At 72.4% G+C, this 11,874-nt stretch carries 12 protein-coding genes and 1 pseudogene; 10 read left to right on the forward strand and 3 right to left on the reverse strand.

Annotated features, from left to right (window positions below; all coding sequences use genetic code 11):
• Positions 1–52: 52 nt before the first annotated feature.
• On the reverse strand, positions 53–469 hold the full coding sequence (locus UWG_RS0111885; RefSeq protein WP_016907435.1) for a hypothetical protein: 417 nt from the start codon (positions 467–469) through the stop codon (positions 53–55).
• Positions 470–758: 289 nt separating this feature from the next.
• Between UWG_RS0111885 and UWG_RS0111890 the strand changes: the two genes are divergently transcribed.
• Complete coding sequence (locus tag UWG_RS0111890) at positions 759–1,259, forward strand: DUF5949 family protein (protein WP_029391370.1); 501 nt, start codon at positions 759–761, stop codon at positions 1,257–1,259.
• A 48-nt stretch (positions 1,260–1,307) separates the two neighbouring features.
• On the opposite strand, the gene UWG_RS0111895 is transcribed toward UWG_RS0111890, so the two are convergent.
• The gene (locus UWG_RS0111895) at positions 1,308–2,417 is read right to left on the reverse strand and encodes a ferritin-like domain-containing protein (protein WP_016907437.1); all 1,110 of its coding nucleotides are present in this window, start codon (positions 2,415–2,417) and stop codon (positions 1,308–1,310) included.
• Positions 2,418–2,627: 210 nt separating this feature from the next.
• Here UWG_RS0111895 and UWG_RS0111900 point away from each other — a divergent pair, with 210 nt between their 5' ends.
• The 5 genes from UWG_RS0111900 to UWG_RS29870 all read left to right on the forward strand — a co-directional run bounded on the left by UWG_RS0111900 (position 2,628) and on the right by UWG_RS29870 (position 6,585).
• Positions 2,628–3,575 (forward strand): AurF N-oxygenase family protein, encoded by a 948-nt coding sequence (locus UWG_RS0111900; RefSeq protein ID WP_016907438.1) that lies wholly within the window; start codon positions 2,628–2,630, stop codon positions 3,573–3,575.
• A 92-nt stretch (positions 3,576–3,667) separates the two neighbouring features.
• Complete coding sequence (locus UWG_RS0111905; protein ID WP_050988555.1) at positions 3,668–4,420, forward strand: TetR/AcrR family transcriptional regulator; 753 nt, start codon at positions 3,668–3,670, stop codon at positions 4,418–4,420.
• 33 nt (positions 4,421–4,453) lie between these two features.
• Complete coding sequence (soxR, locus tag UWG_RS0111910) at positions 4,454–4,930, forward strand: redox-sensitive transcriptional activator SoxR (RefSeq protein WP_016907440.1); 477 nt, start codon at positions 4,454–4,456, stop codon at positions 4,928–4,930.
• 5 nt (positions 4,931–4,935) lie between these two features.
• Positions 4,936–5,235 (forward strand): hypothetical protein, encoded by a 300-nt coding sequence (locus tag UWG_RS0111915; RefSeq protein ID WP_016907441.1) that lies wholly within the window; start codon positions 4,936–4,938, stop codon positions 5,233–5,235.
• Positions 5,236–5,403: 168 nt separating this feature from the next.
• The gene (locus tag UWG_RS29870; protein WP_016907442.1) at positions 5,404–6,585 is read left to right on the forward strand and encodes a chitinase; all 1,182 of its coding nucleotides are present in this window, start codon (positions 5,404–5,406) and stop codon (positions 6,583–6,585) included.
• On the opposite strand, the gene UWG_RS0111925 is transcribed toward UWG_RS29870, so the two are convergent.
• The gene (locus UWG_RS0111925; protein ID WP_016907443.1) at positions 6,570–7,469 is read right to left on the reverse strand and encodes a hypothetical protein; all 900 of its coding nucleotides are present in this window, start codon (positions 7,467–7,469) and stop codon (positions 6,570–6,572) included. The genes UWG_RS29870 and UWG_RS0111925 overlap by 16 nt on opposite strands.
• 587 nt (positions 7,470–8,056) lie before the next feature.
• On the opposite strand from UWG_RS0111925, the gene UWG_RS0111930 reads away from it, so the two are divergent.
• The 4 genes and pseudogenes from UWG_RS0111930 to UWG_RS29875 form a co-directional block, all read left to right on the forward strand.
• Positions 8,057–10,762, forward strand: a complete 2,706-nt coding sequence (locus UWG_RS0111930) for a sensor histidine kinase (RefSeq protein ID WP_237720057.1) — start codon at positions 8,057–8,059, stop codon at positions 10,760–10,762.
• Positions 10,759–11,244, forward strand: coding sequence for a roadblock/LC7 domain-containing protein (locus UWG_RS0111935; protein WP_016907445.1), 486 nt, complete (start codon positions 10,759–10,761; stop codon positions 11,242–11,244). The genes UWG_RS0111930 and UWG_RS0111935 overlap by 4 nt, the downstream gene beginning before the upstream one ends.
• 5 nt (positions 11,245–11,249) lie before the next feature.
• Positions 11,250–11,732: a DUF742 domain-containing protein gene (locus UWG_RS0111940; protein ID WP_237720058.1), complete on the forward strand. Its 483-nt coding sequence runs from the start codon at positions 11,250–11,252 to the stop codon at positions 11,730–11,732.
• Positions 11,713–11,874, forward strand: a pseudogene (locus UWG_RS29875) (ATP-binding protein); the annotation flags it as partial. The gene UWG_RS0111940 and the pseudogene UWG_RS29875, both read left to right, overlap by 20 nt.

An 11,874-nucleotide genomic window follows, 5' to 3' on the forward strand; every position in this document is an offset into this window, starting at 1 on the left:
TGGCCCGCCACGCAGGAACGGGCGGGCCACGCACGGCGGTTCGGCATCGCCCTCAGCCCGCGACCATGTCGGCCACTGCGCCGGTCAGCGGAAGGTCACCGAGCGAGGCGCCGTCGGCGAGCGGGCCCGTGAGGTCCTGGGTGCCCACGGCGGGGAAGTCGGCGACCTTCGTGCCGACGCCGTTGTCGAGGGGGTCGCTCCCGGTACCCGCGAGCGGGTCGAGCTGGAGGCCGAAGACGGGGCCGAGGGCGTGCGTCGTCGCGTCGTCGAGGACCCCGAGGGGCTGGGTCGCCGCCGCGGAGAGTCCCTCGCCCGTGCCGGCGAGGGACTCGGCGGCGGTCTCGCCCTCGGCGGCCGCGGCCGCCGTGCCGGCGCCGCCGACGGCCGCGCCGGCCGCCGAGACGAGGAGGCCGGCCCGGAGCAGAAGGCGGCCCGCGGCCGAACTGCGCGGCCTGCGGTGTGCGTTCATCGTTTTCTCACCACCGTGGAGTGGGGTACATGGCGTGCCGCGACCGCACGGCGGCCGCTTCCTTCTGGTCAACGACGCACCGCCCGCCGCGGAACGCACACGGGACGGCCCGGAGCACTCCAACTCCCGCGCCCCGGACGGCCGGTACGGCGCGCGGCGACACCGACAACCCGAGCGGCGCACGACCGGCCCGCGGCGGTCGTCCTTTCGATGGAGTTGCTCCGCGGCGGTGCCACGCACGGGTGAAGCGCGCGTCGCGGGCGCCCACCCCGCCGCTAGGGTGCCCGCCATGACCTCAACTCAGGCTGGTATGACCGGATTTCGGCCCTCTCTTTTCGGCACCATGTCCGTCCTCGGCTGGACGGGCCCGCACCCGGACGACGGCGAGGACGTCCCCTTCCTCCTCGCCTACTCGCTCGGCGACGGGGAGGAGGGCCCGCAGGGCGGCGCCGAGGCCGCCCGCCAGTTGCTCCGGGAGACGGGGCTGCCGATCGGCGGCGAGGTCCCGGACGCCTCGCACACGCGCAGGCTCCCGATGACGCTGCTGGTGCAGGGCGGTCAGGCGGCCCTCACGATGCCGCACGTGAGCGTCAGGTACCCGGCGCCGACCGAGTGGCTGACGGCGGCGCAGGACAGGGGCGAGGTCTACTTCATGTTCGCCACCCTCCCCTGGCCCGAGGCCCGCCCGGGAGCGGAGGTCACCGAGGAGCAGCTGCGCGGGTTCGTCGACGAGGAGATGATGGCGTCCTCGGCGCACTGCATGCTGCCGGTGAGCGGCCTGCGCAGGTAGCCGACCCCTGCCGCGCGGGCGCGTCGAGGGTCGTTCGAGCCGCGCGCCTCACTCCGTGCGCGCCCCCTCCTCGATCGCCTCCGCGACCTCCGCCGTCCGTTCCGCCTCCTCGGCGGCGAACCGCTCGGCGTCGAGCTTCTCCGCCACCTCCTCGTCCTGGGCCATCAGGAGGTCGAGGTTCTGGTCCCCCAGGTCGAAGACGCCGAGGTCGACGTAGGCGCGCTGGAGCCGTTCGCCCCACAGGCCGATGTCGCGCACGCACGGCACGATGCGGCTGAAGAGGAGCTTCCGGAAGAGCTGCAGGTACTCGGAGTGCTCGCTCAACTCGTCGGCCTCCGCCTCGGGGATACCGAAGTTGGTGAGGACCTCGGCGCCCTTGAGGCGGTCCCGCATGAGGTGGCAGCCTTCGATGACGAACTCCTCGCGCTCGCGGAGTTCGGCATCGCTGAGCTGCCTGTAGTAGTCGCGGAGCGCCATCCTGCCGAAGGCGACGTGGCGGGCCTCGTCCTGCATGACGTAGGCGAGGATCTGCTTCGGCAGCGGCTTGGAAGTGGTGTCCCGCAGCATGCCGAACGCGGCGAGCGCCAGCCCTTCGATGAGGACCTGCATGCCGAGGTAGGGCATGTCCCAGCGGGAATCGCGGAGGGTGTCCCCGAGAAGGGACTGGAGGTTGTCGTTGATCGGGTAGACGAGCCCCACCTTCTCGTGGAGGAAGCGGCCGTAGATCTCGGCGTGCCTCGCCTCGTCCATGGTCTGGGTGGCGGAGTAGAACTTCGCGTCGAGGTCGGGCGCCGACTCGACGATGCGCGCCGCGCACACCATGGCGCCCTGCTCGCCGTGGAGGAACTGGCTGAACTGCCAGGAGCCGTAATGGCGTCTGAGTTCCTGCTTGTCGCGCGCGGACATCCGCTCCCAGTGGCGGCTCCCGTGGAGCGGCAGCGCCTCGTCGGGGATGCCGAGCGGGTCGTACGGATCGACTTCGAGGTCCCAGTCGATCCGCCTGGCGCCGTCCCACTGCTTGTCCTTGCCCTTCTGGTAGAGGGCGAGGAGTCGGTCGCGGCCGTCGTCGTACTCCCAGTTGAAACGGGCCGCGCCGGACGCCTGCACCTGCCAGGTGGGCTCGCCGGGGGCGTGGACGTAGAGATCTCCGGTGGACACTTCGAATCGCCTCGATTCGTCAACTCCCGCGACGCGCAAGCGAGTTGGGAGGAACTCCGCCGTCAGTGACCGGACTCCCGGCAGGCTCACACGCCGGTTACCGCCCGGTCAACAAGCCGTGCGCAAGGGATTGACGGGCTTGCTGACGCGGAGTCTCATAACAGCGAGGCCGTGGGTAACCGACGGTAAGTCGAGTCGAGGGGTGCCGCCATGACCATCGCACCGGAACGGCAGACCGCCGAACACCGCGCCGTGCGGGACGCATTGGGGCTCCTCAAGGACCGCGAGCAGGTGGCGGAGCGCCTCCTCGCCTCGTCGAGGAAGCACTCGTTCGACCCCGACACCGAACTCGACTGGGACGCCCCCTTCGAGGACGGACTCTGGCACTGGCCGCCCGAGCTGGTCTCGCTCTACGACACCCCGCTGTGGCGCCGCATGTCCGAGGAGCAGCGCATCGAGCTCAGCAGGCACGAGGCCGCCTCGCTCGCCTCGCTCGGCATCTGGTTCGAGGTCATCCTCATGCAGCTCCTCGTCCGGCACATCTACGACAAGAAGCTCACGAGCAACCACGTCCGGTACGCGCTCACCGAGATCGCCGACGAGTGCCGCCACTCGATGATGTTCGCGCGCCTGATCAACAAGAGCGGCATCGAGCCCTACCCCGTCACCCGCCTCAACCACAACCTGGCCCGCGTCCTCAAGTCCGTCTCGACGACGCCGGGTTCGTTCACCGCGACGCTCCTCGGCGAGGAGATCCTCGACTGGATGCAGCGGCTCATCTTCCCCGACGAGCGCGTGCAGCCGCTCGTCCGCGGCGTCACCCGCATCCACGTCATCGAAGAGGCGCGGCACGTGCGGTACGCGCGCGAGGAGCTGCGCCGGCAGATGGTCGACTGCCCGCGCTGGGAGCGCCAACTCACCCGTCTCAGCTCGGGCGAGGCGGCCCGCGTCTTCTCCGTCTCCTTCGTCAACCCGCGCGTCTACAGCGACGTCGGCCTCGACCGGGCGGAGGCCGTCGCGCAGGTCAAGGCGAGCGGGCACCGCAGGGAGATCATGCAGCAGGGCGCGAAGCGACTCACCGACTTCCTCGACGAGATAGGCGTACTGCGCGGCACGGGCCGCAGGCTGTGGGTGAGCTCCGGACTGCTGCCCGCCTGACCCCACGCGAGCGCGGGAGTTGTGGATGTCCGGTGGTTCCCCTGTGTGCGTCACCCGTTGGTGTGCGCACCGTCCGGCACTACGCTGCGGCCATGAGCAGCGACGGCACGTCTCCCGCGTACCGGAGACTCGGCGCGGCGCAGCGCCGTGAGCAACTCCTGCGCGCGGCACTCGACCTCTTCGCCGGCCGGCCGCCCGAGGAGGTGTCCGTCGACGGCGTCGCCGAGCACGCCGGAGTCTCCCGACCGCTCGTCTACCGCTACTTCCCCGGCGGCAAGGAGCAGCTCTACGAGGCCGCGCTGCGCAGCGCGGCGGACGAACTGGAGAAGTGCTTCGACGAACCCCGGCAGGGGCCGCTCACCGCGCGGTTGGGACGCAGCCTCCAGCGGTACCTCGGCTTCGTCGAGCGCCACGCCACCGGCTTCGCCGCCCTGCTCCAGGGCGGCAGCGTGGTGGAGACCTCCCGGACCGACGCCATCGTCGACGAGGTACGCCGCAGGGCGGCCGAGCAGATCCTGCTGCACCTGGAGGTCGACGCACCGGGGACGCGGCTGCGGCTGGCCGTGCGCACCTGGATCAGCGCCGTCGAAGCGGCGTCGCTGATCTGGCTCGACGAGCAGAAGCAGCCGCCGCGCGACGAACTGCGCGACTGGCTCCTCGACCACTTCGTCGCGCTGCTCACCGCCACGGCCCTGCGGGACCCGCAGACCGCGGCGGCCGCCGAGCGCGCCCTGGGCCGCGAGATGACCGAGGCATCGGCGAGCCGCCTCCTCGACGAGCTGCTTCCGCGTCTCGTTCCGCAGGCGGAAGGTGCACCCCTGGAGAGCCCGACGGCCGTTACGTGAACCTCGGTTGAGGTACACGGCTACCCTGGCACCATGTCCACTCAACTCTCCTGGCGGGCGAGCGAGGCGACGGTCGGCGAGCTCGCGGCACGCGCCGGGGTCGCCACCTCGGCACTCCGCTTCTACGAGCGCGAAGGGCTGATCAGCAGCCGACGCACCTCGGGCAACCAGCGCAGGTACGGCAGGGAGATGCTGCGCCGCGTCGCCTTCATCCGCGCGGCGCAGAGCCTGGGCATCCCGCTCGCCGCGATCCGCGAGGCACTGGCGCTCCTCCCCGAGGGCCGCACGCCGACGCCGGACGACTGGGCGCGCGTCTCGGAGTGCTGGCGCGAGGACCTCAACGAGCGCATCCGGCTGCTGGAGCAGCTCCGCGACAACCTCACCGACTGCATCGGCTGCGGCTGCCTCTCGCTCACCAAGTGCGGCCTCGTCAACCGCAACGACCAGCTCGGCTCCGAGGGTCCGGGCGCCCGGCAGCTCGCCCACCCCGGCTGCCCCGCGCCGGAGTGACGGGGATGCGCAGCGAGGAGACGGAGTTCCACGGCGGCCCGCTCGACGGCCGCTCCCTCGACGTCGCCACGGGCCCGACGGGCCGCCCGCCGAAGGCGTACCGCGTACCCGTGCCCTCGCCCGAGGGCGAGACCGTGCACCGCTACCGGCTGGAGCCCGGCGCGGTCAACCGCCTCGGCTTGCCGCGGAGTTGGCGGTACGTCTACGAGGGGTGCCAGGCGCGGCGGGAGTCGCCGCTGGACCGGCTGCCGTGGCGGCGCGGTGGTGCGCGAGGGTCCAACTCTCCTTCTGGTACGGACCATTGACAGTATTGGTCTAGTCCGGTTTGCTGCACATGCGGGCGGCCCCGGCCGGTACGCCTCCCCGGCGGCACCCAAGACGCCCGGCCGGCGCCGCCCGACTCCAGCAGGCCGGGCCCGTCCGTCGAGCCCGGCGACACCCCCCACCCGGGAGAGACGACGGAGGAGCGACCCATGCGCGTACGCCCCCGAACCACCCGGCACCGCCCCCGCACCGCACTCCTCACCGGACTCGGCGCGGCCCTCGCACTCGGCGGCCTCCTCGCCGGCACCGCCGCCGCAGCGCCCGACGGAGACACCGCAGAACGGGCTCGTTCCGCAGCGGCGCCGAGCGCCGAACTGCCCGAGCACGCCCTCGTCGGCTACCTGCACACGAGCTTCGCCAACGGCTCCGGCTACACCCGCCTCGCCGACGTCCCCGACAGTTGGGACGTCATCCAACTCGCCTTCGGCGAGCCGACGTCGACGACCTCGGGCGACATCCGCTTCTCGCTCTGCCCCGAGGAGGAGTGCCCCGAGGTGGAGACGGAGGAGGAGTTCAAGGCCGCGGTCGCCGAGAAGCAGGCGGAGGGGAAGAAGGTGCTCCTCTCGATCGGCGGCGAGAAGGGCCAGGTGCAGCTCGCGACCACGGCGGCGCGCGACACGTTCGTCGAGTCCGTCGGCTCCCTCATCGACGAGTACGGACTCGACGGCGTGGACATCGACTTCGAGGGCCACTCCCTCTCGCTCGACGACGGTGACACCGACTTCCGCAACCCCACGACCCCCGTGATCGTCAACCTCATCGACGCGCTCAAGGCCCTCAAGGACCGCTACGGCGACGCCTTCGCGCTGACGATGGCCCCCGAGACCTTCTTCGTCCAACTCGGCCACGAGTACTACGGCTCCGGCGAGTGGGGCGGCCAGGACCCGCGCGCCGGCGCCTACCTCCCCGTGATCCACGCGCTCCGCGACGACCTGACGCTGCTGCACGTCCAGGACTACAACTCGGGTCCGATCCTCGGCCTCGACGGACGCCACCACACCATGGGAAGTGCGGACTTCCACATCGCCATGACCGACATGCTCCTCACCGGCTTCCCCGTCGCGCAGAACGAGGAGAACGTCTTCCCGCCGCTCGACCCCGAACAGGTCGCCATCGGCCTGCCCGCCTCCGCCCAGGCAGGCAACGGGCACACGCCGCCGGCCCAGGTGAACCAGGCGCTCGACTGCCTCACCTCGGGCAACGACTGCGGCGACTACCAGACGCACGGCGAGTGGCCGAACCTGCGCGGCCTGATGGCCTGGTCGATCAACTGGGACCGGTTCAACGACTGGGAGTTCGCCGAGAACTTCGACGCCTACCACGGCCGCTGAGCTCCGGCACCCCGCCCCGCCCCGCCGACCTGCTCCAGCTCGGCGACGACGACCGAGGCGTCGTCGTGGCGCTTGCCCCGGCGGTGGCGCACACCGTCGGGGTCGGCGTCCTCGGCCTCGCGCACCCGGGAGATCACGGCACGCGCTCCCTCCTCGCGTGCGAGGCCGAGGAGTTCGGGCCAACCGCCGAGCCGGAACGTCTCACTCCAGCGGCTCGCACCGTCGCTGAACGCCGCGAGCGTGCGCACCTGCGCGCGAGGGCGGCCGCCCGTCACGGCGTACCCGGCGGCGGACGGATCGGCGGCGGCCGTGTAGAAACCGGTGCCGTCTGCCGCGTTGCGCAACTGCTCGACGGCGGCTGCCTGTTCCCGCCGCAGCTCCTCGCGCGCGGGCGAACCAGGGGGCAGCGCCGTCATCCGGGCGCGGAGCGAGGGGATCGGCTCGGGGAGGCGGCTCAGCCGGTCGTCGAGGACGGCCTCCACCGCTCCCCCGGCGGTTTCGAGGAGGAGGACGGAGTCCGAGAGGACGAGGTGCTCCGTGCGCTCCTCGTCCCACCGCGCGCAGACCACGGTCGCCTGAGGGGTCCGCGGGTGAGAAAGGTCACATGTCCCGCTGTGTCTGGCCGCCGTCCGCTCGATCGCCTCGGCGAGGCAGTCGGCGAGCGTCATGTCGGCGCGTGCTCCCGTCAGTTCGGCGAGGGCTCCGCCCAGGTGCGCGGTGAACCAGGGGACGGAGTGGCGACAGCCGTACTCGCCGCCGGGCGGGGTGACGCCGTCCAGGAGGACGAGCACGCCGCCGTTGCCTGCGGCCGGTGCGGTGGCGAAGACGTGGTCCTCGTTGGGGCGTTGGGGAGAGCCGGGTGCCGTGGCCATCTCGATGCGCATGGACGGAGTCTGCCGGAACGGGCCGCCTGGCAGGCGAGGCGCCGTCAGGAGTCGGCGCGGCGGGCTGACGTGCGCGGATTTCACCCGGGGCCGGATCGGCACCCCGCGTAAGCGGAATCACGCGTACCCCTTGGTCAAGCGGTTCTTGACAGGAATTCAGGCGGGAAGCGGAAGCCGGGTGACAGACCGTCGAGGCATATTGCCATCGTCGACGGCGTATTTCCAACCGATGCCGTACACCCCAGCAGTCGGGCCACTCACGAGAGTTGTTCAGGTGCTGCCTGGTGATGTTCACTCCTTCGGGTGGCCCCGGCGGGGGTTCCGCACCGGTCGCCCCGACGCACTGCGAAGGTCGGGCGTCGGAGACGTCCCAGGTGCTCTCCCGCCGCGCAGCTCTGCCGCGTCGACCCACGCGAGGGTCGCACGCAGCACGGCACCCAGCAGGCCACCCGGGACAAGGCTGAACGAGATTGCGAGCACGGGTGCGGAAGAAGCAGCTTCGGAGGCCGGACACTCCACAGGACCCAGCCGGTTCCGCGCCCGAGGGCCCGCGCAAGCCCCCCGCGGCGGCGCCCCGCCCCAAGCGGGTGCGCAACCGGCTGATCGGCTCCGTGGCGCTCTGCGCGCTCGCGGTGCTCGGCGCGGGCGCTCCGGCGGTCTTCTCCGCCTCCCAGGACGCCACGGAGGCACAGGAGTTGGTCGACAGGGCGGAGACCAACCGCAGGGCCGTCGCCCTGGCGCACTCCCTCGCCGACGAGCGCGACAGCATGGTCGAGTACGTCGCCCGCGTCGCCGCCGGACGGGACAGCAGCGACAGCACGGGCGTCAGCGAGGCCCAACGCGCCCGCGTCGACCGGCAGGGACGCGACCTGCGCGCCGGCGCTCCCCGGGAGGTCCGGCAGGGCATCGACGCGCTCCCCCGCACCCGGCAACGGGCGCTCACGGGGAAGAGCGGCGTCCTCGCCACGCACCAGGCGTACACCGAGACCATCGACGCGCTGCGCGCCATCTCGCTCCAGATCTCCCGCGACCTCCCGGAGCGCGCCAAGGACGCCACCGCGGCGGCCCTCCCCGACCTCGCCGGCGCCGCGGAACAGGCGTCGGCAGAGCGGGGACTGCTCCAGGCGGCGCTCGCGGGACACGGCAGCCAGCCCGCGCTCACCTCCCAGGCGCAGCAGGCGCGCGCACGCGAACGCGCGGCCCTCACCGCCTTCGACGAGACGGCGGGGACGACGGCGCAGGAGACGTACAGCACCACCGTCACCGGTACCGACGTCGCCGTCGCCGAGCGCTACCTCGACCGTCTCACCGGCCGCCCCTACCTCACCGAAGCCGACCGCTCGATGGACCGGGAGCGCATCGGCTCCACCCTCTCCGCGCGGATCGATCGGATGCGCGGCGTGCAGTCCTCGTTCGCGGCGAAGGAGGTCAAGCGCCTTGAGGCGCTCCGTGACGACGACGTCACCGCGCTCCAGTTGAAGGTCGCGCTCTTCGGCGTCTGCCTCCTCCTCGCCGTCGGCGCCGGCGTCACCACGGCGCGCTCGCTCACCCGCCCGCTCTCCGTGCTGACCAGGGGCTCCAAGCGCCTCGTCGACGACCCGCAGAGCCAGGAGCCGATCTCCTACACCGGACGCGACGACGAGTTCGCCACCGTCGTCCGCGCGCTCAACTCCCTGCGTTCCACCGCCGAGCAACTGCACAAGCGGGCGAGCGCGGCGGAGACGGAGAGCGAGCCGCTGCGCGGCTCCGTCGAGGAGCTCACCGCGGAACGGGACGCGCTGCGCACCGAGTACCGGGCGGCGAAGGCCCGCCTGGAGGAGCTCTCGGGCGCCACCCACGGGACCTTCGTCAACCTGGGGATGCGGACGCTCGGCCTGGTGGAGCGCCAACTCGCCGTCATCGAGGGCCTGGAGGCGTCGGAGGCCGACCCGGACCAGCTGCGGCACCTCTTCGCGCTCGACCACCTCGCCACCCGCATGCGCCGGCACAGCGAGAACCTCCTCCTCCTCGCCGGAGCCGAGCACACCGGCGGGCACCACCAGGGCCCCGTGCCGCTCCTCGACGTCCTGCGCGCCGCCGTCAGCGAGATAGAGCGCTACGAGCGCGTCGAACTGGGCTCGCTGCCGCCGCACATCCAGGTGAGCGGCTTCGCGGCCGACGACATCAGCCACCTCGTCGCCGAACTCCTCGACAACGCCAGCGCGTTCTCACCCCCCGAGGTCGAAGTCCGCCTCTCCGGCTGGCTGCTGGAGAACGGCGAGGTGATGCTCTCGGTGCAGGACGAGGGGATCGGCGTCGCCGACGACCGGCTCGCCGAGCTCAACGAGCGGCTCGGCGACCCCGAGTCGCAGGAGCCGCCCGAGCCGGGGACCGAGTCGGCCTCGCCCCCCGGCACCGTCGCAGGCGTGCCCTCGGGCGGCGAGGGCGGCCGGCTCGGCATGGGCCTCTACGTCGTGGCGCGGCTCGCCGCCCGGCACAGGCTCCGGGTCGAGCTGCGGAAGCAGCGCAACGGAGGCATGGCGGCCGTCGTCGTCGTGCCGCACCGCCTGCTGCCCGACCGCCCGGCGCCCGGCGTCGCCCAGCCGCGCGAGCAGCAGGGGACGGCGCTCCCCGGCTCCGCGGCGGAGGCCAACTCCAATGCGCTGCCCTCGCGTCGGGCCGTCCGCACAGGTACGGAACCCGTCGCGGAGGAGGAGCCGGCAGGCGAGGAGACCGCGCCTGCCGCCTCCGACGACGAGCACGAGCGTCCCGATGCCGACACGACGCAGGGGACGGGCGCGGCACCGCTCACCGCACCCGCCCGCACGTCGGACGCGGACGAGGCGACGCACGAGCACGTCGGCGACTCGGCACCCGTGCCGAGCGGTACCCGCGGCGCGGCTGCGGACCCGCCCGCAGCGGACGAGGACGCACGTCCCGACGGCGACCTCGACGCCGGCACCGGCGTCGACGAGCCCGCGACGCCCGGCGCCAACGAGCCGAGCACGGCAGGACAGGGCGAGAACGAGCCGAAGGTGCCGCAGCAGCGGCGCACGGCGAAGGGGTTGCCGAAGCGCACCCCGAAGATCAGTGCTCCGGCGCACGCGCCGGAGGACACCACCCGATCGAGCGGTGCCAACGCCGACGAACTCCGGCGGCGGCTCGGCGGGTTCCAGCGCGGGGCGAAGGAGGGGCTGCGGGCTGCCGAGGCCCAGATCGCCGAAGAGACCGCGGACCGGACGGCGGAAGAGGAAGCAGACCGGCGAGCGGGGGCGCAGGGTGACGGTGGTACTGCCGAGGAGGCTCGCAAGTGAACGCGCCCAGCACGCGCACGGACGGCAGCAGGGAGGCGCGCAATCTGCGCTGGCTGCTGGAGAACCTCGTGGAGGAGGTTCCAGGGATCAGATCCGTGGCGGTCGTCTCCTCGGACGGCCTGCTGCTCCTCTCCTCCGACCCTGGCCAGTCGGCCGCGACCCGCGCGGGGACCGGTAGTGCGGGCCCCAAGGGTTCGAGCGCCGACCTCGCCACGATCGTCTCCGGCGTCGGCTCCCTGACGCTCGGTGCGGCGAAGCTGATGGACGGCGGGAAGATCACCCAGACCATGGTCGCGATGGACCAGGGCTCGCTCTTCGTGATGTCCATCGGCGACGGCTCGCTGCTCGGCGTCTACGCGACGCCCGACAGCGACATGAGCGTCGTCGGCTACCACATGGCGCTCTTCGTCGGCCGCGCAGGCCATGTCCTCACCCCCGAACTCCGCACGGAGCTGCGCACTTCACTGGAGCGTGAGCAGTGACCCCCATGCCTTCCATACCGGGGCCCTCCGACGGAGGGCACACCCGACCGGCCGCCGGCGGCACCGCCTCGGACGGCGGCAGCGGCGAGAAACCGGCGAGACTCCCCGTGCGCGGCGCGCGTTCGGGGAAGGCGAAACGCGTCCGGCCGTACGCGCTCACGGGCGGGCGCACCGAGTACGGCCACGTCCTCCTCGTCGAGACCTTCGTCGCCGCGATCGAGGCGCCGGAGTCCTTCCCCGAGCTCACCTCGGGCGGCCTCCACGAGCGGGTGCTGCCCGAGGCACGCGCCATCGTCGAGCTCTGCCGGCGGATGCGCTCCGTCGCCGAGATCTCGGCGCTGCTCCGGATGCCGCTCGGCGTCGTGCGAGTGCTTCTGAGCGACCTCGCAGACCAGGGCAAGGTCCGCGTCTACGGCACGGGGCACGGTACCGACCGACCCAATCGCGCACTGCTGGAAAGGGTGCTCAGTGGACTTCGCAGGCTCTGACCGTCACGAACGCCTCGAAGAACAGGCGGCCTTCGGGGGCGAGAGCCCCGACGAGGGGACGGCGGACTGGCAGCGCGACCTGAGTCGGGCGCCGATCTCCACCAAGATCGTGGTGGCGGGCGGGTTCGGCGTCGGCAAGACC

This window comes from Streptomyces xiaopingdaonensis, assembly GCF_000262345.1.
GTDB lineage: Bacteria > Actinomycetota > Actinomycetes > Streptomycetales > Streptomycetaceae > Streptomyces > Streptomyces xiaopingdaonensis.